Source organism: Bradyrhizobium sp. CB2312 (assembly GCF_029714425.1).
Classification (GTDB): Bacteria; Pseudomonadota; Alphaproteobacteria; order Rhizobiales; family Xanthobacteraceae; genus Bradyrhizobium.
Genome location: NZ_CP121668.1, coordinates 5,302,067 through 5,328,467, shown reverse-complemented (window position 1 = coordinate 5,328,467; position 26,401 = coordinate 5,302,067). Strand labels below are relative to the sequence as shown.

The window sequence follows — 26,401 nt, the reverse complement described above, 5'->3', positions numbered from 1 at the left end:
TCTTCGACCTGAGCCGCGTCGCCCCGGAACATAGGCAGGAATCAGCCAAAGTCAATGGAGCGGGCGCGGGAAGACCCTAAAAAACCTGAGGTTTTTAGCCAAATACCGGGTGCGTCTGGGGTTTTCCGCCCAGGCCGGAACCGCCAGGACCCGCGCTTAGCGCCCCTCCGCCCCCTGGGCCCGGAAGTCGCCCGGAGCCATGCCGTAGGCGGCGTTGAAGACCCGGTAATAGGTCGCAAGGCTCTCGAAGCCGCAGGAGGTCGCGATGTCGGCGATCAGCCGTTCCGGCGCCTCGCGCATCAGGCGGCGGCTCTGCTTCAGACGCTCGTCGGTCACGGTCTGCGAGAAGCTCTTCTCGGCGGCCTCGAACAGCATATGCAGGTGGCGTACAGACACGCCGAGCTGGTCGGACACCATGGCCGGCGTCAGATCGGGGTTTTGCAGATGGCGCGCGATCAGGTGCCGCGCCTGCGAGAGGCGGGCGGTTCGCAGCGCGGCCTGTCCGCGGCGGCTGCCGGACCGCACGATGCCACGCTCGATCAGTGCCAGATGCGCGAGGGCCTGGACGAGGGAGGTCGCGTCGGTCGCGCTCTCGTCCGTGGCGGCCTCGCCGAGATCGGTGAAGCAGGCCGCGAGCAAGGGCGCCAAAGCGTGGTCGTTGAAGGTCTTCGGCGCGAGCTCGCGCATGCGCCTGTCCTGGGCCGGGATGCTGCTCATCGGGATCTTCACGATTCGCAGGTGGAAGCCTCCGGTGCCGAGCGGCGTGGTGCGGTAGGGCAGGTCGGTATGGCTGGTGGCGAAGCTGCCATTGGCAATCGCGAACTCGCTGGCGCGCATGCCGCCGAACCAGCCGCCGCTGCCGAGTTGCTGGTAGACGCAGATGGAATCGCCAGGGGCGTAGGCGATGTCGGATGCGCTGCGCTCGACCGTGTAGGGCGAGGCCTTCAGCTCGACGAGGCCGGCGCCGCCGAGCTGGCGCAGCGAGAATTCGCCGAAGAAGTCCGCACGCCGTTCGCGCTCGAGCTCGGCGGTGACGCCGAACAATCCCTTGGCCCGCACCTCGCGCCAATAGTCGAAGCGGTCATGCGGTTCGACTTCGTCAGTACACCAGCGATACACGGCAGCCCCCGCTTGCAGCGCGACGCCCTAGAAAAAGCAGATTCCGGCCGAATCTGCCATAGGCCAGATGACGGAACCGGGGCGCTCGAAGCCGGGCGCCCTTGAACCGCCGGTATGGCTCGGCCGACTATCACATCAGCGGCGGAGGCTTCAATGAACGACCGTTCGAGGGAGCTGGGGACCGGCCGTTCTGCAACGGGATTTACTCGATGACGCGTCGGCTTTTCAGAATTCTGGCAGCCTTTGGTCTGGTGATGAGCCTTGGCGGCGTCGCGCTGCCCGCACATGCCGAGAAGCGCGTCGCGCTCGTCGTCGGCAACAACGACTACCGCAACGTCCCGAAGCTGCTCAAGGCCGTCAACGACGCCCGCACCATGGGCGACACCTTGAAGCAGCTCGGCTTCCAGGTGATGGTCGCCGAGAACCAGAACCGTCAGCAATTCTCCGAGACGCTGCTCGCCTTCGACCGGGCGATCGAGCCTGGCGACACCGCGTTCTTCTTCTACGCTGGCCACGGCTTCGAGATCGCGGGCCAGAACTATCTGCTGCCGACCGACGTGCCGGCGGCGACCGAAGGTCAGGAAGAGCTGGTGCGCGACGCTTCCGTCCTCGCCGACCGCATCGTCGAGCGGCTCCAGAACAAGAAAGCGCGCACCTCGATCCTGGTGTTCGACGCTTGCCGCAACAATCCGTTCGAACGCGCCGGCACACGCGCTGTCGCCGGCGGCGGCGGGCTGGCGCCGATGACGCAGCTGCCCGAAGGCGTGTTCTCGGTGTTCTCGGCAGGTCCCCGCCAGACCGCGCTCGACCGTCTGTCCAACGACGACGCCAACCCCAACTCGGTGTTCACGCGCACCTTCGCCAAGGAGCTGCTCCAGCCCGGCGAGAACCTCGTGCAGGTGGCTCAGCGCACCCGCCGCCTGGTCAGCGAGATGGCCGACACCGTCAGGCACAAGCAGGTGCCGGTTTATTTCGACCAGATGGTCGACGACGTTTTCCTCAGCGGCTTGGCCAAGGACGCCGCCGCGCGCCCCGCCGAGCAGCCGCCGCAGAAGGTCGCCGCGCTGCCGCCGGTGTCGGTGCCGCGCCTGCCGAAGGAGGAAACCACCAACGCGCCGATCGCGAGCTTCTCGCGCCACAATGGCGGCTGGAGCGTGGTGTTCTCCTTCGCCGATCCGACGCTCGGCATTTCCTGGCGGATGGCCGGCAAGGGCGATTTCCGCGAGACCGGCTTCATCGACACGCTCGATCCGCGCACGCGCAAGCGGATGCCGAACCCCTCGATCGAGCTGCCGCCGGATGCGCAGGCTGGCACCATCGAGGTCCGCTATGTCGACCAATCCGGCGACATGCAGGGCCCGTTCCCGATCAAGTTCGATCCCGAGGCCGCGCTGATCCGCGACCAGCGCAAGATCCTCGACATGACCTCGACGAGCTGGCTGTCGTTCCGCGAGTTCAACGGGCTGCTGGTCTACTACACGCATCTGGTCTCGTATCGCTGCGCCATCCGCGAGGTGCGCATCGGCATCGACACCGCCGTGCCCAATCAGGTGCTGAAGATGCCGAATTGCGACATGCGTGACCCCAGCGCGATCAGCGCCGGCATGCCGCTCTACATGAAGCTCGCCCCCGCCACGCAGTTCGTTTCGGTGGAGCTGACCTATCGCGACGGCAGCGTCTCGGAGATCAAGAGTTTTCGCACCGCGAACCGCAGCAACAATTAGCGCCGCCCGACCATCGGCCGCGTCGTGACGCGCGGGACCTTAGAATGGTGGCGGGGCTGGGAAGAACCTGCAAGGTTATGTTTTTTGCAAGTTCCGGCAGCGGAATGCGCGCCAGATATTTCAGGGCATCTCGCTTTTGCCAGGCTACCGCCCCCGCGCTTTCCACGTTGCTGTCGGCTGGACGCAACATTCCTGCGCCATACTCCGTCGCCGGAGGTGAGACATGTCGGATACAGCTAATCAGGCCAGCTTGGGCGCGGACATCGACGCCGAGAAATTCGCTGGCAGCAAGACGCCGATGCGCGAGCGTGCCTTTGCTGGCGCCTATCTAACCGCAGTCGGCGCCGCGATGATCTGCTGGCTCTACGTCATCACCCGCGCTGCGCTTGCCGCGATCAGCTGGATGGTGTTCGGCTAACCTACCGCCAGGAACTGACTGATCTTGATCGCCGCGCAGACGATCATGCCCCACAATGCGAAATTGATCTGCAACGCCTCGGCCATTGGCATTTCCCCACCTGGTTCGTTCGAATGCCGCGTTCATTGAGCGACGCGATCTTTTATGGCGATACAACTTATGATCTCGCCAATGATTTAAGTCGAATCTTAGGCAAGTCCGGATAGCGGGAAAATCCGTATGGCTACGGCTCCAAGAGGTTCCTTGTGGATCGAGCCCGCGCTAGGGCTGGTGGAACCCGACCTTCGGCGGCCCATCGACCGAGGCCGCAAGCCTCAGGTGACCTCGAATTGCGACTGCGGTCGAGCTGAACTGAGCTAAGCTTAGCTCATCTCCGAGCGACAGCGCACGTTGTGGCAACAATGACATCGGATCAAGCACCGAACCGAACGACAAAAGTCCAATGCTGCATCGTCGGCGGCGGGCCGGCCGGCATGATGCTGGGCTATCTGCTCGGACGCGCCGGCATCGACGTCGCGGTGCTGGAGAAGCATGCCGATTTCTTCCGCGACTTTCGCGGCGACACGGTGCATCCCTCGACGCTCCAGGTGATGGACGAACTCGGTCTGATCGACGACTTCCTGAAGCTGCCGCATCAACGCTTGCAGAAGATGGACGGCCTGTTCGGCGGCACAAAGGTGCGCATCGCCGATCTCCGCCGGCTCGACACGAAATATCCCTTCATCGCCTTCATGCCGCAATGGGACTTCCTCAATTTCCTGCGCGAGGCCGGCAAGCGGTTCGCATCGCTCAAGGTGATGATGAATACGGAAGCCGTCGACCTGATCCGCCGCGGCGACACCATTGCGGGCGTGCGCGCGAACACGCCGGATGGGCCGATCGACATCGAGGCCGATCTCACCATCGCCTGCGATGGCCGGCATTCGACGGTGCGCGAGCGCGCGGGTCTCGAGGTCGAGGAGATCGGCGCGCCAATGGACGTGCTGTGGTTCCGTGTCGGCCGCAGGGCGAGCGAGACCGAGAACCTGTTCGCGCGCATCGAGCCCGGCAAGATGATGGTCACCTTCGACCGCGGCGACTATTGGCAATGCGCCTATGTCATCGCCAAGGGGCAATATGAGGTGGTGAAGGCGAGGGGATTGCAGGCGCTGCTCGACGACGTCGTGCGTATGGCGCCGATCCTCAGGTCCGGCATCGCCGACGTGAAGAGTTTTGACGACCTCAAGCTTCTCACCGTCGCAATCAATCGCCTGAGCCGCTGGACGCGGCCCGGATTGCTCTGCATCGGCGATGCCGCACATGCGATGTCGCCTGTCGGCGGCGTCGGCGTCAATCTCGCCGTGCAGGACGCGGTCGCGACCGCAAACCTGCTCGCCGACAAGCTTCAGCGCGGCCGCCCCTCCGAGGATGAACTCGATGCGGTGCGGCGCCGGCGCGCGTTTCCGGTGCGGATGACGCAGGCGATGCAGGTCATCGTGCAGAACAACATCATCAGCGGCGCGTTGCAGAGCGGCGATCGGCCGCTGAAGGTGCCGCTGGTCCTGCGCGTCCTCACCGCGGTGCCGTGGCTGCAAGGCATCCCCGCGCGCTTCCTGGCGATCGGCGTGCGGCCCGAGCATGTGCAGCCGAAGGCCGCGCCGGCACCGTAATGCAAGCAGGCGGTAGGGATAATGCCGCGTTAAATCGCGCGCGGCGCGTTGCGTGCGTGCAACAGCGCAAACGGATTCACGATGCGCTGTATGCCAATCCGGCGTCTTAACTTTCTTGATTCAAATTTGAGTAAGACCTGCGTGTGAGCGTGCACCCATCAAAGGACACGGGGACACGGGGTGTACCATGCGTAACAAATTGATTGCCGCCTTCGCCTGCACGACCGCTCTGGTTTCGACCGGCGCCGCCTCCGCCGCCGATCTCGGTGCGCGCTACACGAAGGCGCCCGCCTATGTCGAGCCGCTGTTCAACTGGACCGGCTTCTATGTCGGCGGCCACATCGGTGGCGCCTGGACCAACGAGCAGTTCATCAACAACGGGACCGGCGCGCCGTTCGGCGATCTCCTTCCGGGACAGGGTTATCGTCAGCGCGGTTCGGGCATCATGGGCGGCGCCCAGATCGGCTACAACTGGCAGGCCAACAACTACGTGTTCGGCATGGAAGGCACGATCTCCGGCCTCGATAACAAGGGCACGGTCGTGAACACCGCCTTCGGTGCTGGCGACGACATCTTCACTTGGCGCGCCAACGCGCTCGCGACGGTCGTGGGCCGCGCCGGCTTCGCCGTGCAGAACAACCTGTTCTACATCAAGGGCGGCTATGCCGGCGTGAACAACCGTCTCAACGTCAGCGACACCGTTCCCCCGGCGACGGGCTCGGGCGGTCAGACCCACTGGGCCAACGGCTGGACCGTCGGCGCCGGCTGGGAATATGGCATCACCCGCAACTGGATCGTCGGCCTCGAATACAATTACGCGGCCTTCGGCGGCCAGACCTATCAGCTCGGCGGCACCTCGGGGAACTACACCTTCGATGCCAAGCCGCGCGACATCCAGTGGGCCGTCGTGCGCGCGAGCTACAAGTTCGACGCCCCGGTCATCGCGCGCTACTGAGCGCGTCAACGAACGACCAAGCAAGCGACAAAAAACGATCACGACCCAAATTCAAAAGCCCCGGCATTGCCGGGGCTTCTTTTTTGCGTGCAGTTATCCTGCGTGTGGGACAGGCTTACGCCATCACCGAGAACCCGCCGTCGACGGGGATCGCGGTGCCCGTGACGAAGTTCGAGGCGGGGGAGGCGAGGAACACAGCGATTCCGGCGAAGTCGTCGATGTCGCCCCAGCGCCCCGCGGGCGTACGTGCCAGCACCCGTTCGTGCAGCCCCGAGACCTGCTGCCGCGCGCCGCGGGTGAGGTCGGTATCGATCCAGCCTGGCAGGATGGCGTTGACCTGGATGTTGTCGGGCGCCCAGGCATTGGCGCAGGCGCGGGTGTACTGCACGATGCCGCCCTTGCTCGCCGCATAGGCGGTCGCGAAGCTCGCGCCGAAGATCGACATCATTGAACCGATGTTGATCACCTTGCCGTTGCCGGATGCCTTCAGCGCGGGATAGGCGAGCTTCGAGCACACGAAGGCGCTGGTGAGGTTGGTGTCGATTACCTTGTTCCACTCGTCGAGCTCGAGCTCGTGCGGCGGCTTGCGGATGCTCATGCCGGCATTGTTGATGAGGATGTCGATCCGGCCGAATTCCTTGACGACGCGGTCGATCATGGCAGCGACCGCCGCCTTGTCGGTCACGTCGGTGGCGACGGCGATTGCCTTCACGCCGCGCGCCCTGAGATCGGCGACGGCTGCGGCTGACTTGGTCTCGTTGCGTCCGACGACGGCTATGTCGGCGCCGGCGTCGGCCAAGCCGTGGGCGAGGCCGAGGCCGATGCCACCATTGCCTCCCGTCACGATCGCGACCTTGCCGCGAAGATCGAACCGGTTGGATGTCATGCTTGTATTCCCTGGTTTCTTCTATTGGTTGCTCTGCCAGATCAGCACCAGCCCGAAGCCGGCCATGGCGGCGCCATAGCCGGCCCATTGCAACTGGTTGACCATGAAGCTCGATCGCGGCCAGGGAACGGTGCCCGTGCCCTGGCCGATCCAGAGCAGCCCGACGGCGAGGGCAAACAGGCCTGCGACAAGCAGAAATCTGCGCATGCATTCCTCCCCATCGGTCTGCTTCTGTCGCGGCGCACGGCATGAACGATTGCCGCGGGCCGCGAAAACTTCCCGCCAGACTAGCCGTAGCTTCGGTTCGGATACAATGGCCGCGGACGCAACGCGGCCGGGAGGGAGGATGCATGTCGCGGCGGAAGATGGTCCTCGGTGGGGCGATCGCCCTCGTGTTGGTCGAGGCCTATGCCGCGGTTCCGCGCCGGGCGGATCTGCGCGCTTTCGATCCGGCCGAGATGGCGCGGCTGGAGACCGCGATGTGGCGCGACTATTACGACAAGCGCTATGGCGCGCTGTTCTACCATCTCTACGAATCGACGCGGACGCAGTTCGGCTTCTCGCCGCTGCGCAGCCTGCACGTCGCCTTCAGCGCGGCCGAGGCAGCCAAAATGTTCCAGCCGACGCACTCGCGCCGGGAGGCCGATGCGGTCCTGCCGGCCCTCGTGGCGTATTACCGTGATCTTGCGCCAGCCGCGCCCGTGGCATTCGACGTGGCCGAGGCCGCGCGGCTCGAGCTCGACTGGTGGCAGGCGCGGCGCGAGGCGGTAGCGCCGCGCGACTATGGCCTCACCATCGCCCGCGTCACCGCGCTGACCTACGGCAAGAGCGAGGACGATTCCGGCATCCAGCAGTTCGGCATCGCGCGGGCGGAGGCGATGGCGTTTCGCGATTCGCGCGGCGAGGGGATCGCGGTGGCGGATTGGGCCACGATCGAAGGGCGGCTTGGAGAGGCGTACCGATCGCTCAAGGCGAGCGTCAGCCGGTGATGCACACGCAACGAAAAAGCCCCGGGCGATGCCGGGGCTTTGACGTCTGAACTTGCGTTCGGATCAGTACTTGGTCGCTCAGTACTTGGCGACGACCGGACCGGTCCAGTTGAAGCGATAGACCAGCGAGGTCGAGATCGTCTGGTTCCAGCTGTTGGCGCGGATGCTCTGACCACCGACCGGAAGATTGCTGACGTCCGACAGGATGTCCTGGGTCTTGGCATTGTAGAAGGCCGAACGGTACTCGGTCTTCATGAACCAGCCGGGCGAGGAGATGCCGAAGAAGTTCAGGCTGTTCTCGACGCCACCGCCGACGAACCAGCCGTTGCGGTTGTAACCATTGAGATGAACACCCGCGGGGACACCAGCCAGCGTCAGGAAGTTCGTGCTGCCGAAGTGAGCGCCGGAGTAGCCGCCGTTGACATAGGTGAGAACGTTCGGAGCAACCAGCCAGCCGAGGCGCACGCCAGCGGCCCAGGAGTCTTCCAGCTTCTGGCTGCCGGTGATGCCACCGAACAGGAGCGGATCCTGCACCGTGCCGCGGATGCTGCCGAACTGACCATCGGCGAACACGCCGGCAACCCAGGTGCTGTTGAACTGCCAGTCGTAGCCGAGGCCGACGGTGCCGAACCAGCCCGAACCGCCCTGGCGCTGATCAATCGTCAGCGGAACGGCGCCGACCGTGGTCTGGACGCGCTGGTCGGAGTTCGAGAGGCCGCCGCCGCCGCCGCCGAAGATGTAGAAGCCGGTCCAGTTGGCGACGGGCGCCGCAACCGGGGCCTTCACGTAGGGGCGGGCAGCCAGGTCGGCCGCCGAGGCCGAACCGGTCATTGCCGCAACAGCGGTCAGAGCGAGCAAAATCTTCTTCATGTTAAAATCCCCAACCTTTGTCTGTCGCAGCAGGCGCGAGCGCACTGAAGTCCGTGTCATCTGATGCCCGGACTATAGACGGTTCTCCCGGAAATGCTGTTGCTGCACAGGCACAGTCGCCGGAAAACACCCTTCGATCGGGTTTTGAAACGCGATTGGCAGAAACTTGAAAAACGAAGCAATCATAAAGCTTTATGTCATGTTTTGGACTTCGTGCCTGGAGTAAGTTTTCGTTAGCACATCGCCCTTGTCCGAAATGGAGGCAGCCCTGCCTCAGCCCTCGGCGACCCCTGAGTCGTTGACCGAGTCGCGCTCTCGCGGGAACTCTGAGGCCTGGCTGCAACAAAAAAGCCCCGGCCGATGGCCGGGGCTTTTGCAGCGCATCGGAGCCTGCCTCAGACGTCCAGCAGCTCTTCGCTGGCGAATTCGGCCTTGTCGGAGATGAAGGCGAAGCGCGCCTCGGCCTTGGTGCCCATCAGGCGCTCCACCGAATCCGCCGTGGTATCGCGGTCGTCGGCGAGCAGCACCACTTTCAGCAGCGTCCGCTTGCTCGGATCCATGGTGGTTTCCTTGAGCTGCGCCGGCATCATCTCGCCGAGGCCTTTGAAGCGGTTCACCTCGACCTTGGCGTTGGCGTTGAACTCGCTTTTGAGCAGCGCTTCCTTGTGCGCGTCGTCGCGGGCGTAGACCGACTTCGAGCCGTGCGTCAGCTTGTAGAGCGGCGGCACCGCGAGGAAGAGATGGCCTTCGTCGATCAGCCGGGGCATCTGCCGGTAGAAGAAAGTGATCAGCAGCGAAGCGATGTGGGCTCCGTCGACGTCGGCGTCGGTCATGATGATGATGCGCTGATAGCGCAGATCCTCTTCGCGATAATGCAAGAGCTGGCCGCAGCCGATCGCCTGCACGAGATCGGAGAGCTGCGCATTCGCCGTCAGCTTATCCTTGCCGGCGGAGGCGACGTTGAGGATCTTGCCGCGCAGCGGCAGCACGGCCTGGGTCTTGCGGTCGCGCGCCTGCTTGGCGCTGCCGCCTGCCGAGTCGCCCTCGACGATGAAGAGCTCGGATCCCTCGGTGCCGGCATCGGTGCAATCGGCGAGCTTGCCGGGCAGGCGCAGCTTCTTGCCGGCGGTTTTCCGCGCGGTCTCTTTCTCCTGTCGCCGGCGCAGCCGCTCCTCGGCGCGGTCGATCACGAAGTCGAGCAGCCGGTTGGCCATGTTCGGATTGCCCGACAGCCAATGGTCGAACGGATCCTTCATCGCCTGCTCGACGATGCGCTGCGCCTCGGCGGTGGCAAGACGATCCTTGGTCTGGCCCTGGAATTCCGGCTCGCGCACGAACACCGAGAGCATCACGGCCGCGCCCACCATCACGTCTTCCGACGTGATGGACGAGGCGCGCTTGCCCTGGCCGACGCGCTCGGCGTGATCCTTCAGGCCGCGCAGCAGCGCGCTGCGCAGGCCGGATTCGTGCGTGCCGCCGTCCGGTGTCGGCACCGTGTTGGTGTAGGACGACAGGAAGCCGTCGGCATCGGCGGTCCAGGCCACGGCCCATTCGCAGGCGCCATGCGCGCCGTTGCGGCCCGACTTGCCGGAGAAGATGTCGGGATGCACCAGCGTGTCGGCGTGGATCGCGGCGGCGAGATAGTCCTTGAGGCCGCCGGGGAAGTGGAATGTGGCTTCCGCCGGAACGTCCTCGATACCCTTGAGCAGTTCGGGTGCGCAGTTCCAGCGAATCTCGACGCCGCCGAACAGATAGGCCTTGGAGCGTGTCATCTTGAACAGGCGCTGCGGCTTGAACGCGGCCTTGGCGCCGAAGATGTCGGTATCAGGCTTGAAGCGCACGCGCGTGCCGCGGCGGTTGTTGATCTTGCCGAGATCCTCGAGCTTGCCCTTGGGATGGCCGCGCTCGAAACTCATGCGGTAGAGTTTCTGGCTGCGCGCGACCTCGACCTCGAGACGCGAGGAGAGGGCGTTCACCACGGAGATGCCGACGCCGTGCAAACCGCCCGAAGTCTCGTAGACCTTGCTGTCGAACTTGCCGCCCGAATGCAGCGTGCACATGATGACTTCGAGCGCCGACTTCTTCGGGAACTTCGGATGCGGATCGATCGGGATGCCGCGGCCGTTGTCGGTGACGGTCAGGAACCCGTCGGCACTGAGCTCGACGCCGATGAAGGTCGCATGTCCCGCCAGCGCCTCGTCCATCGAGTTGTCGATGACTTCGGCGAAGAGGTGATGCAGTGCCTTCTCGTCGGTGCCGCCGATATACATGCCGGGCCGGCGCCGCACCGGCTCCAGGCCTTCGAGCACCTCGATGTCGGCGGCGGTGTAATCGGCCTCGCCACCGCTCGCGCGCGGTGCCGCCTTCGCGGCGCTCGCACGCGCTTTCGGCTCATTGCCGTCAAACAAATCGTCTTTGCCTTTTGTTTTCAACTGCTTGGACATATATCTTGATGCGTTTTGAGGGCCGCGCAGGCGGCGAATCGGTTCGGGCGACTATGCCACGGCTCACCTATAGAGGTCACCGCATGCCGGCCAAGGGGGTGTGGGTGGGAGCCAATCCCGGCGATTTTACGCCGCAGCCCCAGTAATTCCCGGCAATTTGACGTTCCGGTACGGTTGGGCGCCGGTTTTGTGACTTGATGTCACACAAGCCCTTGGCTTACCAGTCATTTTCATCGAGCAGCACCTTGAGGCAGGGCGGGAAGGCTATTTTTGAATGGAGCAGTTTGCGCACGCCCTGGCCGACTTCGTGCGCGCTCACCAGGTCTGGGCTGCCCCGATCGTGTTCCTGCTCGCCTTCGGCGAGTCGCTCGCCTTCATCTCGCTGCTGATCCCGGCCTGGGGCGCTCTGGTGGCGATCGGCGCGCTGATCGGGGCGAGCGGGATCAGCTTCTATCCGGTCTGGATCGCCGGCGGCCTTGGGGCGGCGCTCGGCGACTGGGTCTCTTACTGGTTCGGTTATCGCTACAAGGAGCAGGTCGCGCAGATGTGGCCGCTCTCGCGCTATCCGGAGCTCTTGCCGAAGGGCGAGGCCTTCGTGCGCAGCTGGGGCGTGCCGAGCATCTTCATCGGCCGCTTCTTCGGGCCCTTGCGCGCCTCGGTGCCGCTCGCAGCCGGCATCTTCGAGATGCCTTATTGGAGCTTTCAGGCCGCCAATTTCATCTCCGCGCTGGTCTGGGCGGCGGCGCTGCTGCTGTTCGGCGATGTGATGGCCAAGCTGATGGAATGGATCTGGAGCCTGATCTGACCGGACGGCGAAGGCCGCCCGGTCAGCGTGTCGGCGAGCCTAGAGCGAGGCGTTCCAGATCGACGGTATCCAGCGATAGCCTGCGCCGTCCTTGTCCTTCTCGACCCGGACGAGACCGGGGAAGGCGGCGTGAAAGGCCTGGATCGGCATCTTCTCGGCGATCGCCATGTCGTAGAGCTTGCGCCGCGTCTCCTGCGCCAGCGGCTTGTCGACGTCGGAGGCGATGTTCCATTCGGGATGCCTCACGAACAGGAACGCCGCGCCTGCGGTGATGTCGACCTGCACCAGCACCTTCTCCGCGCCGGAGGCGACGATGAAGGAGTTGTGGCCCGGCGTGTGGCCGGGGCTCGCCACCGAGGTGATGCCGGGCGCAACCTCCTTGTCGGGCTCGTATTGCGTCACCTTGCGGCCGAGCGCGTCGAACACGCGGCGGATGTTCTTGAAGTTGCTCTCGAGGATCGGATTGCCCGTCCCCTTGCTCATCTCGCCGTCGTCCATCCAGAATTTCCATTCCGCCGCCGGCACCATGATCTCGGCATTGGGGAAGGCGGGCTTGTTCTCGGCCGCGAGCAAGCCGTTGATGTGGTCGCCGTGGAAGTGGGAGATGATGACGGTGTCGACCGCCGCACGGTCGATGCTGGCGGCGGCGAGGTTGTTGTGGAACTGGCCGAGCTTGCCCTTGGTCTGCGTGAACTGGTCGGGCCCGAGACCGGTGTCGATGACCACGAGCTTCGGTCCGGTGTTGACGACAACGGGGTTGAAGGTGTGGGTGACCTTGTCGGCCGGCAGGTGATGTTCGGCGAACACCTTGTTGATGTCGTCCTTGCTGGCGCCGGCTGCGTAATTGTCAGTCAGGTTGACGGTGGCGACGCCGTCGCAGACCACGGTGATCTGGTGGGTGCCGACATTGTAGCGGTAAAAGCTCGCGTTCTGGGTCGCGGCCGGGGGCGCGGCGGCGCTCGCGGGCGAGGTCTTCACGAAGGGCAGGAGCGCCGAGGCGGCGGCACCGGCCAGCGTTGCGCGACGGGTAATCTCGGTCATGGCGATGTCCTGGGCTGGGTTTTCGAAAGACTAAGGACCGGCAGGCTGTGGCGTGTCGGTCTGTCTCCGGAACCCCCACGCTTAAAGGAAATTCCGCGGCATCCCGTCCTGATGCGCCACGCATTTGGACTTGACCATGGAACCCGGTGGCCTTATAGCCGCGCGCCATGATCAACGCCGCGACCATCCTGTTCGCCCGTCGCCGCCGCCGCGCTTTAGCGGTTTGGGCGGTCGATCGCGTTTGAGATCATCGTCTTTGCCGCTGGACCCGATCCGCGGCACTCTCTCTCCTGTCAGCGCGATCTGATCCGGCGGCTCCCCCAAGGAGACCCAGCAGGAGACCACGATGTACACGCCACCCTTTTTTAGACAGGACCGCGCCGCGAGCCTGAAATTCGCCGAGGAGCGCGGCTTCGGCACGATGTGCGCCTTCGACGGCCACAAGCCGGTGGCCTCGCCGCTGCCGTTCTATCTGACCTACGCCGCCGACGGCACGCCGAAGGCCGCCTTTCATGTCGCCCGTCACAATCCGCTGCTAAAGCTTGCGGGCGGCGGTGCGTCCTGGCTGCTCGCGGTCAACGGCCCCGATGCCTATGTATCGCCGGACTGGTACGTCTCGCCGGACCAGGTGCCGACTTGGCTGTACCAGTCGGTGCATCTGAGCGGGCCGGTGCGTCCGTTGTCGGAGGACGAGCTGTCGGTGCAGATCGATACGCTCAGCGACAAGTTCGAGAACTGGCTGCTGCCGAAGAAGCCCTGGACATCGGCCAAGATGACGGCGGGCCGGCTTGAGGCGCTGAAGAAGGGGATCGTGGGTCTGGTCATGACGGTTGAAGAGGTTGAAGGCAGCTTCAAGCTCAACCAGCACAAGTCGGACGCCGACTATACGGCGATCGCCAATGCGCTCGGGGCACAGCCCACCGCCGACGCCAGAGAGATCGCACAATTGATGCAGGACGTGAGGCCGGAGGCCTTCGTGAACGAAACCAACATGCTCGAAAGGAGCGCGCCATGAGCCTCACGGAAACCACCAAAGCCCCGACCGCCGGCGCCACGAAGAAGCCGGCCACCGTCTTCGTCGACGGCGGCTCCGGCACCACCGGCCTCGGCATCAACGAGCGGCTGAAGCTCCAGAGCGATGTCGCGGTGAAGAGCATTGCCGACGACAAGCGCAAGGACCCCGCGGCCAAGAAGGCGCTGATGGAGGAGGTGGACCTCGTCATCCTCTGCCTGCCCGACGATGCCGCCAAGGAAACGGTCGCGCTGGTCGACAGCATGGGCGCCTCGGCGCCGAAGGTGCTGGACGCTTCGACCGCATACCGGGTCGCGCCCGACTGGGCCTATGGCTTCCCCGAGCTGACGCCGGACCAGGCCGGCAAGATCAAGGCCGCGAGCAAGGTCTCCAATCCCGGCTGCTATCCGACCGGGGGCATCGCGCTGCTGCGGCCGATCGTCGACGCAGGTCTGCTGCCGTCCGATTATCCCGTCACCGTCAACGCGGTGAGCGGCTATTCCGGCGGCGGCAAGTCGATGATCGCAAGCTTCGAGGATGGCAGCGCTCCGTCCTTCGAGCTCTACGGCCTCGGCTTCGAGCACAAGCATCTGCCCGAGCTCCAGCTCTATTCGAACCTGACGCGGCGGCCGATCTTCATTCCCTCGGTCGGCAACTACCGGCAGGGCATGCTGGTCTCGATCCCGCTCCAGCTCGACACGCTGCCGGGCAAGCCTGGTGGTGCCGACCTCCAGGCCGCGATGGCCAAGCGCTATGCCGGATCGAAATACGTCAAGGTGATGCCGCTCCAGAACGAGGCGACCAAGGGCGGCCGGCTCGAGCCGGAGGCGCTCAACGAGACCAACATGCTCGAGCTCTACGTCTTCGCCAGCGACAAGTACCACCAGGCGGTGCTGGTCGCGCGGCTCGACAATCTCGGCAAGGGTGCCTCGGGTGCCGCCGTGCAGAACATGCGGCTGATGCTGGGATTGCCGGAAGAGTAGGGCGCTCTCGTGCCGCGCGTCATGGCCGGGCTTGTCCCGGCCATCCACGCGTTGCCGCGATCAAGGAAGAACGTGGATGCCCGGGCCTTCGCCTCGCCGAAGCGGCTTCGGCCGCGCAGGCGGGACAAGCCCGGGCATGACGACTACGAGGTTGGTGCGCTTAGTACTTCGCGATGATCGGGCCGCCCAACCGGTAGTTGATGCGGGCGGTGATCAGGTCGACGTCCTGGCCGATAATCTCCGTGCGCGAGAACGTGCCGACAGGGGCCAGCGCGCCGTTGGCGGTGAGGGCTCGGCAACACGGCGGCGCTGGCCGACGTTCGAAGACCCGGCTTGCATTGGCCGCGAGCCTTCCCCGGCCTCTATGCGACCGTCCATTCGAGCAGCGCATTCTGCGCGTGCAGGAGATAGGCCTTTGCGGGCGGGCTCTGGCAAGCCGGATGCGACATCGCATCGGCGCTGACCTCTTGACCTCTGGTCACGGGCGGGCAGGGCAGGAAAATCACGTCGGAGCGGCACCGATCCAGGATCGCGGCCGATATCCGGTAGCTCGCCAGTTGATCGTCGCGCCCACGGTCGGGCCAGCAGTCGGTGACGATGACGTCCGCGTCGAACAAGGCGTCGAGGTCGGTTGTGGCAGCGAAGTTCGGGCTGGCGAGGTCCTTGACGTGCCAATCCGCTGGATAGGCCTGGGTCACCTTGATCGGCAGCGCGATCGAGGCTTCAACCCAGGACCGCAGGATGTTGGCATCGGGCGCCACGCCGACGACCTTGAGATCGTCGAGACGCGCTCTCTTGCTCCTGACATAGGCGAGATCGCCGAGCGTCTCGCAAGGATGGTTCGACCGCGTTCTGGCATTGATGACCGGAGCATCGGCGCTGGCTGCGAGCTCTCGCAGAGCCGACAGCTCCCGGGTGCGCACGACCAGGACATCGAACCAATCGTCGAGATATTTCGCGAGGTCCGCAGTGGCCTCGGCGGCATTGAACCTGACCGGCGAACGGACGCAGGTGCCGCCCATCGCCTGGATGCCGAGGTCGAAGGCGGTGGTATTACGCCATCCGCCGTCGTCGACGATGAGCCCGACGCGCTTGCCGGCGAGGGTCTGCGGCATCGCGCGGTCGTGCCAGGCCGCCGCCAAAACCTGTGCGCGGTCGACGATCGACTTGATCGTGTCCGCGCCGAGGTCCTGGAACTGGAGAAAGTCGCGGTTTGCTTCGTGATGCATCGCTACGCGTTGCCGCGCGTCCGCCGGTCAGAAGACCTTGAAGATCGCCAGCGCCAGCACGGCCTGCGCCAGGAAGCCGACGGTGAAGAAGAGGGTGCGGAACACCGGGATGCCGAGCGCATAGACGATCAGATGCGCGACGCGCGACCAGAAATAGACCGCGCAGGCGAGCACGGTCCATTTCGTGGAATAGTCGATCGCGTTCAGGATCAGCACCAGCGGTGCGAACAGCACGAGGTTCTCGACCGCGTTGTCATGGGCGAACATCAGGCGGTTCGCCCATTCGGCTTGCGGCTTGTCGCCGCGCGAGGGGTTGGCCATGGCGCCGCTCAGCCCCCGAACCTGGCAGCGGTTGATGGTGTAGGGAATCCAGAGGATCCCGGTCAGGATCACCGTACAGGTAAGCCAGAACAATTCGCGCGTCATAACCCGGTCCCCTCTGTCGTCGCTGTGCTTGAGGCGAGCTTATACAAACGAGAAAGATTGCGCCATGCGCCTCGTATTTGTTTGCGCATGATCTCTCCGGAAAACCGCTTCGCACTTTTCCGGATCCTGCGCTACGCGCGAACCCTGACATAGCTGCCGGGCGCGTCCTCGATCGGCGGCAGGGCATCGCTGCCGACGCTGCGCGCGGGCACTTCCTCAGGATCGAGGCTGCCCAGCCATTCGCGCCAGTCCGGCCACCACGAGCCCTTGTGCTCGACCGCGCCCTTCATCCAGTCCGCGACCGTGATGTCCTTGATGTTGTCGTTGGTCCAGTACTGGTACTTGTTCGAGGCGGGCGGGTTGACGACGCCGGCGATGTGTCCCGAGCCCGACAGTACATACTTCACCGGTCCGCCGAAGAACTGCGAGCCGTACAGCACCGATTCCGCCGGTGCGATGTGGTCCTCGCGGGTGGCGAGGTTGTAGACGGGCACCTTGACCTTGGAGAGATCGAGCAGGGTGTTGTCGAGCACCATGGTGCCGGTCGACAGCCGGTTCTCCAGATAGCAATTGCGCAGGTAGTAGGAATGGTTCGCCTGCGTCATCCGTGTCGCGTCGGAATTCCAGTGCAACAGGTCGAACGCGCTCGGCTGCTGGCCCTTCAGATAGTTGCTGACGACGTAGGACCAGATCAGGTCGTTGGAGCGCAGCATGTTGAAGGCCATCGCCATCTTCGAGCCTTCGAGCACGCCTGATACCTTCATGTCGTGCTCGAGGGCTGCGATCTGCTCCTCGTCGACGAAGACGAGGAGGTCGCCGGCGTGGGTGAAGTCGACTTGCGCGGCAAAGAACGTCGCCGACGAGACCCGCTGGCGGCGCTTCTCGGCGAGCCAGGCGAGGGTGGTTGCGAGCATGGTACCGCCGACGCAATAGCCGGCGGTGTGCACCTTCATCTCGCCGGTGACCTTCTCGATCACGTCCATCGCCGTGAGCGGGCCTTCCTTCATGTAGTCTTCCCAGCTCTTTTTGCCGAGCCGCTTGTCGGGATTGACCCATGAGATCACGAACACGGTGATGCCCTGGTCGACGCACCACTTGATGTAGGATTTCTCCGGCTTGAGATCGAGGATGTAGAACTTGTTGATCCAGGGCGGCACGATCAGGAGCGGGGTGCGCAGCACCTTCTCCGTGGTCGGCGAATACTGGATCAGCTGCATCATCTCGTTCTGGTAGATCACCTTGCCCGGCGTCGTCGCCATGTTGACGCCGACGACGAGGTTATCCGGGTTGGACTGGCGGATTTTCAGCATGCCCTTGCCGGCCGCGATGTCCTCGGCCAGCATCTTCAGGCCGCGCGCGAGATTTTCGCCGCTGCTCGCCACCGTCTCGCGCAGCACTTCCGGATTGGTCAGCACGAAATTCGACGGCGAGATCGCGTTGGTGACCTGCTGGACGTAGAACTCCGCCTTGCGGCGGGTCTGCGGATCGAGCCCTTCCGCATCGCGCACCAGCTCCTGTGCCCATTTGCTCGTGAGCAAATAGAGCTGCATCATGAAATCGAAGAACTGGTTCGACTTCCATTCCGGATCGGCGAAGCGCTTGTCGCGCGGCGAGGGCGCGATTGCGGGCACCGTGTCCTGGCCGGCCATGCGGCGCGCCGCCGAGCCCCAGAGATCGAGATAGTCCTTGGCTAGCTTGGTCTGGAGATCAGAGGACCGCGACGTATCCGACAGCCAGTATTCCGCGACCGAGGTGAAGGTCTTGACCACTTCCGTCAGCTCGGCCGGCGGGCGATCCTGCACCTCACCGCTCTCGCGCGGCTTGAGGTAGGCCGCGAGCGCCTTGCCGCCGCTCTCCATCGCCCGCGCGACATTCATCGCGAAGGCCTCCGCATCGAACTTGGTCTCGGGTTTGGGCGTGTCGGTCGTGGCGGTACTCATGGCCAGAACAGTAACGATTCATTCCGTATTCGTCACCGCGAAGCTCGCATGTTTGGCGTTAAACCCTCTCGAAGATGTGTTGCGGTGCGACAAATTTTCTTGGTTCCGTCACAATCGAGCCGCACCGCTCGTCTTGGTAGTTCCGGGCTGTTTTCTCGCTCGCACCATTTCGGGCAGCAATGGTTTGAGCTTGGGCGCGGTGTCGGGTAGGTTTGCCCGGGGCCGTGCTTTGGGACGAGTAGGGGATTTCCCAAGTGTTGGCGTTGAGGGACCTGCAAAAATCGCTGCTGATCGGCGGCGCGCTTCTGGGCGCGGTGTTTGTGCTTGGCGGCTGCTCGAGCCAGCTTGCCGATCTCACGCCTGCGGATGCGCAGGCGCATCCCAAGGAGCCCGGCACCTATCTGCCGGTGCACGACCTGCCGCCGGATCGCGACCAGGCGGTCATCCCGCCGGAGCAGCGCGCCAAGATCGAGGCCGAGCTCGCCGCCGCCCGCGAACGCCAGGCCATTGCCGCCAAAGATGCGAAATAACGCAGCGCAAGGTAATCGCTGGCGCCCCCGTCGTGCCGTGCTAAAAGACCTCAGTTCAGCCGAGAGTCAGGGCGAACGACTTCAGCCACCGTCGTCGAAAATTGCTCTAAGTATTTGATTTTGAGCGATTTGCGCGAGAGGGGCGGGGCGCCTTTCGAAGGCGGCCGTCATGGCCCGTCGATTCTGTCCTGACCGGTTGCCTGGAGCCCAGAGAGCCATGGAAGAATTTTACCGCATCCGCCGCCTTCCGCCTTACGTGTTCGAGCAGGTCAACCGGGCCAAGGCGGCCGCGCGGAATGCCGGCGCCGACATCATCGACCTCGGCATGGGCAATCCGGACCTGCCGGCACCGCCCCATGTGCTGGAGAAGCTCAAGGAGACCCTCGGCAAGCCGCGCACCGACCGCTACTCGGCCTCGCGCGGCATCCCCGGCCTGCGCCGGGCCCAGGCCGCCTATTACGCCCGCCGCTTCGGCGTGAAGCTCAACCCCGACACGCAGATCGTGGCGACGCTCGGCTCGAAGGAGGGCTTTGCCAACGTGGCCCAGGCGATCACCGCGCCGGGCGACGTCATCCTCTGTCCGAACCCGAGCTATCCGATTCACGCCTTCGGCTTTTTGATGGCGGGCGGCGTGATCCGCTCGGTGCCCTCGGAGCCGACGCCGCAATTCTTCGAGGCGGTGGAGCGGGCGATCGTGCATTCGATCCCGAAGCCGCTGGCGCTCGTCGTCTGCTATCCGTCGAACCCGACCGCCTATGTCGCGAGCCTCGACTTCTACAAGGACCTCGTCGCCTTCGCGAAGAAGCACGAGATCCTGATCCTGTCCGACCTCGCTTATGCCGAGGTCTATTTCGACGAGAGCAACCCGCCGCCCTCGGTGCTCCAGGTGCCCGGCGCGATCGACGTCACCGTCGAGTTCACCTCGATGTCGAAGACCTATTCCATGGCCGGCTGGCGCATGGGCTTTGCGGTCGGCAACGACCGCGTGATTGCGGCGCTCGCCCGCGTCAAATCCTACCTCGACTACGGCGCCTTCACGCCGGTGCAGGTCGCCGCGACCGCCGCGCTGAACGGCCCTGACGATTGCATCAAGGAGATGCGCGACACCTACCGCAAGCGCCGCGATGCGCTGGTGGAATCGTTCGGCCGCGCCGGCTGGGAGATCCCGCCGCCGGAGGCCTCGATGTTCGCCTGGGTGCCGCTGCCGGAGGCCTTCCGCAGCGTCGGCAGCATGCAGTTCGCGACCCTGATGGTGGAGAAAAGTGGCGTCGCGGTCTCGCCCGGCGTCGGCTTCGGCGAGCATGGCGAAGGATATGTCCGCATCGCCATGGTGGAAAACGAGCAACGGATCAGGCAGGCCGCGCGCGGCGTGCGCCGCTTCCTTGAAAGCGGCATCGAAACGTTGCACAACGTGGTTCCGCTCGCCAATCGGCGCTAAGCTTCTCTTCCGCAGGTTTTCTAAGATATCATGGTTGCACCCCTGAAAGTGGGCATAGCGGGGCTCGGCACCGTGGGCGCCGAAGTTGTCCGTTTGATTGAAACGCAAGCGCGCGTGCTCACGGGCCGCAGCGGCCGCGGCATTCGCGTCGTCGCCGTCACCGCGCGCTCGAAGGCGAAGAAGCGCGGCGTCGATCTGCGCGGCGTCGAATGGGCCAAGGATCCGATGGCGCTCGCCACCCATCCCGAGGTCGACTGCTTCGTCGAGCTGATGGGCGGCGCCGGCGATCCCGCGCTGTCCGCGGTCGAGGCCGCGCTGAGTGCCGGCAAGTCGGTCGTCACCGCCAACAAGGCGCTGCTCGCCAAGCACGGCATCAAGCTGGCGAAAGCCGCTGAAACGCACGGCGGTGCGCTGAATTTCGAGGCAGCGGTCGGCGCTGCGATCCCTGTCATCAAGACGCTGCGCGAAGGTCTTGCCGGAACCGGCATCAACCGCGTCTACGGCATCCTCAACGGCACCTGCAATTACATCCTGACCCGGATGGAGCAGGAAGGCCTGTCCTTCGCCGAGTGCCTGAAGGACGCGCAGCGGCTCGGCTATGCCGAGGCCGATCCGTCCTTCGACGTCGACGGCCATGATACCGCGCAGAAGCTCGCCATTCTCGCCAGCCTCGCTTTCGGCACGAAAGTTGCTCAAAGCGCGGTGTATGTCGAAGGCATCTCCTCCATCGCGCCGGAAGATCTTCGCGCCGCCGCTGATCTCGGCTACCGCGTCAAGCTGCTCGGCGTTGCGGTTCGCACTGCCAAGGGCATCGAGCAGCGCGTGCATCCGACCATGGTTCCAAAGTCCTCCTCGATCGCGCAGGTGATGGGTGTCACCAATGCGGTCACGATCGATGGCGAGGGCATTCCCCCGATCACGCTGGTCGGCCCGGGTGCTGGCGGCGCGGCCACCGCATCCGCCGTGGTCGCCGACATCGCCGATGTCGCGCGCGGCATCCGCGCCAATCCGTTCGGCCGGCCGATCGCGCAGCTCCACGACACCAAGAAGGCGCCGATGGAGCGCCACGAGGGCGGCTATTACATCCGCCTTCTCGCGCGCGATTTCCCGGGGACTGCGGCTGCGATCGCGACCCGGCTCGCAGAGCAGAAGATTTCGATCGAGTCGATCGTGCAGCGCCATCCCAATGGCGGCGCTGCGCCGAGCGACGGCAAGGCGGTCCCCGTGCCCGTCATCCTGATCACCTATGCCACGCATGAGGACGCGGTGCGCCGCGCGCTCGCCGCCGTGCAGAAGGACAAGGTGATCAGCGGACGGCCGCAGGTCATCAGGATTGAGAAGAACTGACACCGTTCGAACGAACTGTGGGTGTTACGAGTTGATGCGGACAGAGATCTCTGTCCAAAACTGTTTCGAAGGAGTTAGCCGATGTCGACCCATATTGAAGTCCCTCCGCACGCATTGCTCGAGCGCATTCTTACGCTGGAGATCGTGCGCGTGACGGAGCGGGCGGCGGTGTCGTCGGCCCGGTTGCGTGGCCACGGCAACGAAAAGGCGGCCGACCAGGCCGCGGTGGACGCGATGCGGCGCGAGCTCAACAAGCTGCCGATCCAGGGCACCATCGTGATCGGCGAGGGTGAGCGCGACGAGGCGCCGATGCTCTACATCGGCGAGCAGGTCGGCCTCAAGGCCGGCCCCGAAGTCGATATCGCGGTCGATCCGCTCGAAGGCACCACGCTGTGCGCCAAGAACATGCCGGGCTCGATCGCCACCATGGCAATGGCCGACGGTGGCACACTGCTGCACGCCCCCGACGTCTACATGCAGAAGCTCGCGATCGGTCCGGGCTACGACAAGGGCGTCGTCGATCTCGATGCGAGCCCTGCCGACAATGTGCTCCGTCTCGCCAAGGCCAAGGGCGTCAAGCCGGAAGGCATCACCGTTCTCGTGCTCGACCGTCCGCGCCATGCCGACATCATCTCGAGCGTGCGTTCGACCGGCGCTGCCGTGCGCCTGATCACCGACGGCGACGTCGCCGGCGTGATCCACTGCGCCGACCCCGATAACACCGGCGTCGACATGTATCTCGGCACCGGCGGTGCGCCGGAAGGCGTGCTCGCGGCCGTGGCGCTGCGCTGCATCGGCGGCCAGATGCAGTGCCGCCTGATCCTTGATTCCGACGAGAAGCGCGAGCGCGCCGCCAAGATGGGCGTCAACGATCCCAAGATGATCTACGGCATCGAGGACATGGCGCGCGGCGACTGCCTGTTCGCCGCCACCGGCGTCACCACGGGCTCGCTGCTCTCGGGCGTCAAGTTCCGCAAGGACGGCGTGATTGAGACCGAGACGGTGGTGATGCGCTCCGTCACCGGCACCGTGCGCTACATCAAGGCCGAGCACCGCGAGCTCGCGAAGTTCCATTTGGACTAAGCAATGCAGTAACAACTGCCGTCATTCCGGAGCTCGCGAAGCGAGAGCCCGGAATCCATAACCACAAGTCGGGGTTATGGATTCCGGGCCTGGCCCTGCGGGCCATCCCGGAATGACGAATGTGGAGGAAGCGCACATGTCCGATCTCACCGCCGTCAAAGCCCTGGTCTTCGACGTGTTCGGCACGGTCGTGGACTGGCGCACCAGCCTCATCACCGATTTCATGTGGTGGGCGAAGGGCCGCGGCATCAGCGCCGACTGGACCGCTCTGGTCGACGGCTGGCGCGGCATGTACATGGCGTCGATGGACGACGTGCGCAAACATCCCGAGCGCGGCTATGTCATGCTCGATGATCTGCATCGCCGTTCGCTGGAAAAGCTGGTCGAGCAGTTCTCGATCAAGGGTCTCACCGACGCCGATCTCGACTATCTCACCAAGGGCTGGCACCGCCTCAATCCCTGGCCCGACAGCGTCGCCGGCCTGACCCGTCTCAAGACCAAGTTCGTGATCTCGCCGTTGTCGAACGGCAACGTCGCGCTGCTCACCAACATGGCGAAGTACGCCGGTCTGCCGTGGGACCTCATCATGTCGGCCGAGCTGTTCGAGCACTACAAGCCAGATCCCGAGACCTATCTCGGCGCTGCAAAGCTGCTCTGCCTCAAGCCGGAGGAGGTGATGATGGTCGCCGCTCACAACGGCGATCTCGCGGCTGCGCAGAAGCGCGGCTTGAAGACCGCCTTCGTGGCGCGGCCGACCGAGTATGGCCCGCTTCAAAAGGTCGATTTCGAAGCCACCGGCAAGTGGGACATCGTCGCGAAGGATTTTGGCGGGATCGCCGATAGGCTGGGGTGCTAGAGGCGGCCTGAGCGTGTTGAGGGCGACCAAATGAGCCGAGTTACGGCCATCGACGCTGCCGATGCGATCAGCACGTATATCGTGGCGAAGGACGGCAACCGTCCTGAATTGATGACGCGCGCTTTCGTGGACGACTGCGAGCTCGAAATGGCAGTCAAGACCGACGCCATCTCATTTCCGAGTTCGGCCAAGGGGCTCGCGCAAATCACCCAGGTACTGGTCACCGGCTTCAGTGACCAGTACGAGAATGTGCGCACATTCTGCCTCTCCCGTCCCGATGCGGGTTTTCTGCCGCAGTTCCGTTGCGACTGGCTGGTCGGGATGTCGGCGAAGGAGGGCGGCGCCGTCCGCGTCGGATGCGGACATTATGACTGGCAATTTGCCTCCGACGACGGGCGCGTGAAGAGGCTCGCGATCGACATCGAGGTGATGTGCGTGCTTCCGTCCGAGGACTCCGAGCCCATCATGCGGTGGCTGGCGGCTTTGCCCTATCCATGGTGCCCGGCCCTCCAGGCTTGCGAGACCGTTCCAGCCATTGACGCCCTGCGGCCGATCGCGCGCTTCCTTGGCGATCGGCAATGAACAGCGCGATCATCCTCGCCGAGCGACGAGCACTCACGTGCGGCCGCTGGTCGTGACAACGCTGTCCGGCGATCTCGCCTGAGGCACTCCGGCGCCCGCTCTCAAATCCTCCCGAACGCGACCGTGGCCTTGTCGTAAGCGCCATCGCCCATCGTGCCGTCCTTGAAGATGCCGTGCTTCGCAATCCAGTCGAACGACTGCTCGTAGATCTCGCGCGAATAGGGTTCGAACACGATCCGCTCGCCCGGCCCCCAGCGTCTGGTATCCATGGCTGCGTGAAAGCGCTCCGGAAATTCGTTCTTGTAGTAGCGGGTGTAGAGTTCCGGACGAAGGTCGATGTCGCGCTGGGCCTTCTTCAGGGCGCGGAAATAGCGCTTGATGTCGTCGGGCGCCGGATCGCCGTTGATCATGGAAGCGATCATGAACGTCGTGTCGATGATCTTGCGATAGCCGAGCTGCTCGGCGAAATAATAGGGGCCGTTGAACAGCGCGGCCGCCTCGCTCTTGCCCTCGAACAACAGCTCCATGCGGCGGAATAGCATGCCATCCTCGAAGGTCAGATTGATCTCGCCGGGCGCGAGATACGGTTCGAGCGCCTGGATCGTCGAATAATGGCTGCCTGACTGGAAGCCGACCGAGATCGGCACGCCGGCGAGATCCGATGGTGTGCGGATCCTTGAATCGGCCGGAACGAAGATTCCCGAAGGCGCGACCGAGTAGACGTCGGCGTAGAGCTTGGCGTGGCCGTTCGAGGCCGCGACATTGACGGTCCAGTGGCAGGCGCAGCTGACGTCGGCCTTGCGCCCCTTCTCGATGCTCTGGAAGGCGCCTTCATTGACCTTGTTGTGGTGCTGGCCCTCGGTCGAGCGGATCAGCTCGCGAAATTCGTAGTCGAGCCCTTCGTCGCGAAAATAGCCTTTCTCCTCGGCGACCCATTCCTGCAGGCGAAAATGTGACTCGATCACGAATTTGGTCATGGCGTCCTCCATGTTCGCGCGGCCGTCCGATTGACTGCAGGATAGCAAACGGCGAAGCTCGATCCATGGCCACGAGGGAATGTTTCATATGTCAAAAATGGAATCTTCCGGGATCGACTTCCGCGACTTGCGCGTGCTCGATGCATTGATCCGCGAGGGCAGCATCACGCGCGCGGCCGTGAGCCTCGAGACCACGCAGCCGGCGATCAGCAAGCTCCTGGCGAGATTACGGCTGCGCTTCGACGATCCGCTGTTCGTGCGACGTGGCAGCGGCGTGCAGCCGACGACACGCGCCGTCGAGATGGCCGCCCAGGTCCGCGCCCTGCTCGAGATGGCCGACCGGTTATGGCAGGAGCGGCTGCCGTTCGATCCCGGGAAATCCGAGAAGACTTTCAGCCTGCTTTTGACCGACGTCGGCATGGTACGGTTCCTGCCGCCTTTGGTCGCGCGCCTCTCCGAACTCGCACCGCGGGTTCAGCTCCGCGCAATGCCGCTCGATTCCCGGCACTTCGCGCTCAAGCTGGAGGCGGGGGAGGCTGACCTTGCACTCGGCGCCTTGCCGCGCGCGGCGGGGCATCTTCGCTCGCAGCGGCTCTATTCGGACGGCTACGCAAGCGTCGTGAGGCGAGGCCATCCAAGGCCGGCAGAGGCGCGCACGCGGCGGGGATTTCTCGACGAGAAGCATATCGTGATCACGGCGTCCGAGACCGGGCATGCCGCCCATCTCGAGACGCAGCGCGTGCTGACGCGCGCGATCGCGCACACGAATATCCTGTTGCAGGTGCCGAGCTTCATCGCGGGCGCGATCGTGGCCTCGCAGACCGATGGGGTCGCGACCTTGCCGGCCAACCTCGCCGCCATCGTCGCCGAGCCGCTCGGAATGACCGTGTTCAGGACGCCGATTGCGCTACCGCGGATCGAGATCGCGCAATATTGGCACGAGCGCTACCATCGCGATCCCGCCCACCGCTGGCTACGGTCGATCACGCTCGACCTGTTCGGTGGTCGCGCCTGACGGGAGAGAAGAGAGGCCGATGCAGTCGCGGTTCAGGATCGCGCCGGTGTCACGCTGCCAAACCGCGGACGGCGCATGCCCCG

25 protein-coding genes are annotated in these 26,401 nt (G+C 64.6%); 15 read left to right on the top strand and 10 right to left on the bottom strand.

Annotation, left to right across the window (positions count from 1 at the left end; all coding sequences use genetic code 11):
• Positions 1-156 precede the first annotated feature (156 nt).
• A complete protein-coding gene (locus QA642_RS26250) occupies positions 157-1,119 on the bottom strand; it encodes a helix-turn-helix domain-containing protein (protein WP_283079432.1) in 963 nt (320 codons plus the stop codon).
• Between the two features lie 209 nt (positions 1,120-1,328).
• On the opposite strand from QA642_RS26250, the gene QA642_RS26245 reads away from it, so the two are divergent.
• The 4 genes from QA642_RS26245 to QA642_RS26230 all read left to right on the top strand — a co-directional run bounded on the left by QA642_RS26245 (position 1,329) and on the right by QA642_RS26230 (position 5,865).
• Positions 1,329-2,843 carry a caspase family protein gene (locus QA642_RS26245; protein ID WP_283079431.1) on the top strand — a complete coding sequence of 505 codons (1,515 nt, stop codon included), beginning with the start codon at positions 1,329-1,331 and terminating at the stop codon, positions 2,841-2,843.
• A gap of 223 nt (positions 2,844-3,066) precedes the next feature.
• On the top strand, positions 3,067-3,261 hold the full coding sequence (locus tag QA642_RS26240; protein WP_283079430.1) for a hypothetical protein: 195 nt from the start codon (positions 3,067-3,069) through the stop codon (positions 3,259-3,261).
• Positions 3,262-3,662: 401 nt separating this feature from the next.
• On the top strand, positions 3,663-4,910 hold the full coding sequence (locus QA642_RS26235; RefSeq protein ID WP_283079429.1) for an FAD-dependent oxidoreductase: 1,248 nt from the start codon (positions 3,663-3,665) through the stop codon (positions 4,908-4,910).
• Positions 4,911-5,097: 187 nt separating this feature from the next.
• Entirely contained in the window at positions 5,098-5,865 is a 768-nt protein-coding gene (locus tag QA642_RS26230; RefSeq protein ID WP_283079428.1) for an outer membrane beta-barrel protein, read from the top strand.
• 115 nt (positions 5,866-5,980) lie between these two features.
• On the opposite strand, the gene QA642_RS26225 is transcribed toward QA642_RS26230, so the two are convergent.
• Together QA642_RS26225 and QA642_RS26220 are read right to left on the bottom strand one after the other, a co-directional pair.
• Complete coding sequence (locus QA642_RS26225) at positions 5,981-6,751, bottom strand: glucose 1-dehydrogenase (protein WP_283079427.1); 771 nt, start codon at positions 6,749-6,751, stop codon at positions 5,981-5,983.
• 21 nt (positions 6,752-6,772) lie between these two features.
• Positions 6,773-6,958, bottom strand: a complete 186-nt coding sequence (locus QA642_RS26220) for a hypothetical protein (protein WP_027557870.1) — start codon at positions 6,956-6,958, stop codon at positions 6,773-6,775.
• Positions 6,959-7,101: 143 nt separating this feature from the next.
• Between QA642_RS26220 and QA642_RS26215 the strand changes: the two genes are divergently transcribed.
• Entirely contained in the window at positions 7,102-7,740 is a 639-nt protein-coding gene (locus QA642_RS26215; protein ID WP_283079426.1) for a hypothetical protein, read from the top strand.
• Between the two features lie 78 nt (positions 7,741-7,818).
• Here the strand turns inward: QA642_RS26215 and QA642_RS26210 are convergent, their stop codons facing one another.
• Both QA642_RS26210 and parE read right to left on the bottom strand, forming a co-directional pair.
• Positions 7,819-8,610, bottom strand: coding sequence for a porin family protein (locus QA642_RS26210; protein ID WP_283079425.1), 792 nt, complete (start codon positions 8,608-8,610; stop codon positions 7,819-7,821).
• A gap of 395 nt (positions 8,611-9,005) precedes the next feature.
• On the bottom strand, positions 9,006-11,054 hold the full coding sequence (gene parE / locus QA642_RS26205) for a DNA topoisomerase IV subunit B (protein WP_283079424.1): 2,049 nt from the start codon (positions 11,052-11,054) through the stop codon (positions 9,006-9,008).
• A gap of 274 nt (positions 11,055-11,328) precedes the next feature.
• Here parE and QA642_RS26200 point away from each other — a divergent pair, with 274 nt between their 5' ends.
• On the top strand, positions 11,329-11,859 hold the full coding sequence (locus QA642_RS26200; RefSeq protein WP_283079423.1) for a DedA family protein: 531 nt from the start codon (positions 11,329-11,331) through the stop codon (positions 11,857-11,859).
• 39 nt (positions 11,860-11,898) lie between these two features.
• Here QA642_RS26200 and QA642_RS26195 read toward each other — a convergent pair whose 3' ends face one another.
• The gene (locus QA642_RS26195) at positions 11,899-12,900 is read right to left on the bottom strand and encodes an MBL fold metallo-hydrolase (protein ID WP_283079422.1); all 1,002 of its coding nucleotides are present in this window, start codon (positions 12,898-12,900) and stop codon (positions 11,899-11,901) included.
• 346 nt (positions 12,901-13,246) lie between these two features.
• Here QA642_RS26195 and QA642_RS26190 point away from each other — a divergent pair, with 346 nt between their 5' ends.
• Together QA642_RS26190 and argC are read left to right on the top strand one after the other, a co-directional pair.
• Positions 13,247-13,915 carry an FMN-binding negative transcriptional regulator gene (locus QA642_RS26190; RefSeq protein ID WP_283079421.1) on the top strand — a complete coding sequence of 223 codons (669 nt, stop codon included), beginning with the start codon at positions 13,247-13,249 and terminating at the stop codon, positions 13,913-13,915.
• A complete protein-coding gene (gene argC, locus QA642_RS26185) occupies positions 13,912-14,895 on the top strand; it encodes an N-acetyl-gamma-glutamyl-phosphate reductase (RefSeq protein WP_283079420.1) in 984 nt (327 codons plus the stop codon). Before QA642_RS26190 ends, argC begins: the two co-directional genes overlap by 4 nt.
• Positions 14,896-15,257: 362 nt before the next feature.
• Here the strand turns inward: argC and QA642_RS26180 are convergent, their stop codons facing one another.
• The 3 genes from QA642_RS26180 to phaC form a co-directional block, all read right to left on the bottom strand.
• Complete coding sequence (locus QA642_RS26180) at positions 15,258-16,124, bottom strand: ornithine carbamoyltransferase (protein ID WP_283079419.1); 867 nt, start codon at positions 16,122-16,124, stop codon at positions 15,258-15,260.
• Positions 16,125-16,151: 27 nt separating this feature from the next.
• Positions 16,152-16,550, bottom strand: a complete 399-nt coding sequence (locus tag QA642_RS26175) for an MAPEG family protein (protein WP_283079418.1) — start codon at positions 16,548-16,550, stop codon at positions 16,152-16,154.
• 131 nt (positions 16,551-16,681) lie between these two features.
• Positions 16,682-18,490, bottom strand: coding sequence for a class I poly(R)-hydroxyalkanoic acid synthase (gene phaC, locus QA642_RS26170; RefSeq protein WP_283079417.1), 1,809 nt, complete (start codon positions 18,488-18,490; stop codon positions 16,682-16,684).
• 254 nt (positions 18,491-18,744) lie between these two features.
• Here phaC and QA642_RS26165 point away from each other — a divergent pair, with 254 nt between their 5' ends.
• The 6 genes from QA642_RS26165 to QA642_RS26140 all read left to right on the top strand — a co-directional run bounded on the left by QA642_RS26165 (position 18,745) and on the right by QA642_RS26140 (position 24,326).
• A complete protein-coding gene (locus tag QA642_RS26165) occupies positions 18,745-19,020 on the top strand; it encodes a hypothetical protein (RefSeq protein ID WP_283079416.1) in 276 nt (91 codons plus the stop codon).
• Between the two features lie 217 nt (positions 19,021-19,237).
• Positions 19,238-20,458: an LL-diaminopimelate aminotransferase gene (locus QA642_RS26160; protein WP_283079415.1), complete on the top strand. Its 1,221-nt coding sequence runs from the start codon at positions 19,238-19,240 to the stop codon at positions 20,456-20,458.
• Between the two features lie 30 nt (positions 20,459-20,488).
• Positions 20,489-21,805 (top strand): homoserine dehydrogenase, encoded by a 1,317-nt coding sequence (locus QA642_RS26155; RefSeq protein WP_283079414.1) that lies wholly within the window; start codon positions 20,489-20,491, stop codon positions 21,803-21,805.
• An 81-nt stretch (positions 21,806-21,886) separates the two neighbouring features.
• Positions 21,887-22,888: a class II fructose-bisphosphatase gene (gene glpX, locus QA642_RS26150; protein ID WP_283079413.1), complete on the top strand. Its 1,002-nt coding sequence runs from the start codon at positions 21,887-21,889 to the stop codon at positions 22,886-22,888.
• 136 nt (positions 22,889-23,024) lie between these two features.
• Positions 23,025-23,744, top strand: a complete 720-nt coding sequence (locus QA642_RS26145; protein WP_283079412.1) for a haloacid dehalogenase type II — start codon at positions 23,025-23,027, stop codon at positions 23,742-23,744.
• Positions 23,745-23,774: 30 nt separating this feature from the next.
• Positions 23,775-24,326, top strand: a complete 552-nt coding sequence (locus QA642_RS26140; protein WP_283079411.1) for a hypothetical protein — start codon at positions 23,775-23,777, stop codon at positions 24,324-24,326.
• 101 nt (positions 24,327-24,427) lie between these two features.
• Here QA642_RS26140 and QA642_RS26135 read toward each other — a convergent pair whose 3' ends face one another.
• Complete coding sequence (locus QA642_RS26135) at positions 24,428-25,303, bottom strand: ABC transporter substrate-binding protein (RefSeq protein WP_283079410.1); 876 nt, start codon at positions 25,301-25,303, stop codon at positions 24,428-24,430.
• 88 nt (positions 25,304-25,391) lie between these two features.
• Between QA642_RS26135 and QA642_RS26130 the strand changes: the two genes are divergently transcribed.
• Positions 25,392-26,318: a LysR family transcriptional regulator gene (locus tag QA642_RS26130; RefSeq protein WP_283079409.1), complete on the top strand. Its 927-nt coding sequence runs from the start codon at positions 25,392-25,394 to the stop codon at positions 26,316-26,318.
• Positions 26,319-26,401 lie beyond the last annotated feature (83 nt).

What these genes read in the sequence shown, in the direction of transcription:
- QA642_RS26160 (WP_283079415.1), top strand. Translation starts at nt 19,238, where the DNA reads ATGGAAGAATTTTACCGCATCCGCCGCCTTCCGCCTTACGTGTTCGAG.
- QA642_RS26155 (WP_283079414.1), top strand. Translation starts at nt 20,489, where the DNA reads ATGGTTGCACCCCTGAAAGTGGGCATAGCGGGGCTCGGCACCGTGGGC.
- QA642_RS26240 (WP_283079430.1), top strand. Translation starts at nt 3,067, where the DNA reads ATGTCGGATACAGCTAATCAGGCCAGCTTGGGCGCGGACATCGACGCC.
- QA642_RS26180 (WP_283079419.1), bottom strand. Translation starts at nt 16,124, where the DNA reads ATGCATCACGAAGCAAACCGCGACTTTCTCCAGTTCCAGGACCTCGGC.
- QA642_RS26235 (WP_283079429.1), top strand. Translation starts at nt 3,663, where the DNA reads ATGACATCGGATCAAGCACCGAACCGAACGACAAAAGTCCAATGCTGC.
- QA642_RS26220 (WP_027557870.1), bottom strand. Translation starts at nt 6,958, where the DNA reads ATGCGCAGATTTCTGCTTGTCGCAGGCCTGTTTGCCCTCGCCGTCGGG.
- QA642_RS26225 (WP_283079427.1), bottom strand. Translation starts at nt 6,751, where the DNA reads ATGACATCCAACCGGTTCGATCTTCGCGGCAAGGTCGCGATCGTGACG.
- QA642_RS26230 (WP_283079428.1), top strand. Translation starts at nt 5,098, where the DNA reads ATGCGTAACAAATTGATTGCCGCCTTCGCCTGCACGACCGCTCTGGTT.
- QA642_RS26175 (WP_283079418.1), bottom strand. Translation starts at nt 16,550, where the DNA reads ATGACGCGCGAATTGTTCTGGCTTACCTGTACGGTGATCCTGACCGGG.
- QA642_RS26145 (WP_283079412.1), top strand. Translation starts at nt 23,025, where the DNA reads ATGTCCGATCTCACCGCCGTCAAAGCCCTGGTCTTCGACGTGTTCGGC.
- QA642_RS26210 (WP_283079425.1), bottom strand. Translation starts at nt 8,610, where the DNA reads ATGAAGAAGATTTTGCTCGCTCTGACCGCTGTTGCGGCAATGACCGGT.
- QA642_RS26195 (WP_283079422.1), bottom strand. Translation starts at nt 12,900, where the DNA reads ATGACCGAGATTACCCGTCGCGCAACGCTGGCCGGTGCCGCCGCCTCG.
- phaC (WP_283079417.1), bottom strand. Translation starts at nt 18,490, where the DNA reads ATGAGTACCGCCACGACCGACACGCCCAAACCCGAGACCAAGTTCGAT.
- glpX (WP_283079413.1), top strand. Translation starts at nt 21,887, where the DNA reads ATGTCGACCCATATTGAAGTCCCTCCGCACGCATTGCTCGAGCGCATT.
- argC (WP_283079420.1), top strand. Translation starts at nt 13,912, where the DNA reads ATGAGCCTCACGGAAACCACCAAAGCCCCGACCGCCGGCGCCACGAAG.
- QA642_RS26130 (WP_283079409.1), top strand. Translation starts at nt 25,392, where the DNA reads ATGTCAAAAATGGAATCTTCCGGGATCGACTTCCGCGACTTGCGCGTG.
- QA642_RS26140 (WP_283079411.1), top strand. Translation starts at nt 23,775, where the DNA reads ATGAGCCGAGTTACGGCCATCGACGCTGCCGATGCGATCAGCACGTAT.
- QA642_RS26200 (WP_283079423.1), top strand. Translation starts at nt 11,329, where the DNA reads ATGGAGCAGTTTGCGCACGCCCTGGCCGACTTCGTGCGCGCTCACCAG.
- QA642_RS26215 (WP_283079426.1), top strand. Translation starts at nt 7,102, where the DNA reads ATGTCGCGGCGGAAGATGGTCCTCGGTGGGGCGATCGCCCTCGTGTTG.
- parE (WP_283079424.1), bottom strand. Translation starts at nt 11,054, where the DNA reads ATGTCCAAGCAGTTGAAAACAAAAGGCAAAGACGATTTGTTTGACGGC.
- QA642_RS26245 (WP_283079431.1), top strand. Translation starts at nt 1,329, where the DNA reads ATGACGCGTCGGCTTTTCAGAATTCTGGCAGCCTTTGGTCTGGTGATG.
- QA642_RS26190 (WP_283079421.1), top strand. Translation starts at nt 13,247, where the DNA reads ATGTACACGCCACCCTTTTTTAGACAGGACCGCGCCGCGAGCCTGAAA.
- QA642_RS26135 (WP_283079410.1), bottom strand. Translation starts at nt 25,303, where the DNA reads ATGACCAAATTCGTGATCGAGTCACATTTTCGCCTGCAGGAATGGGTC.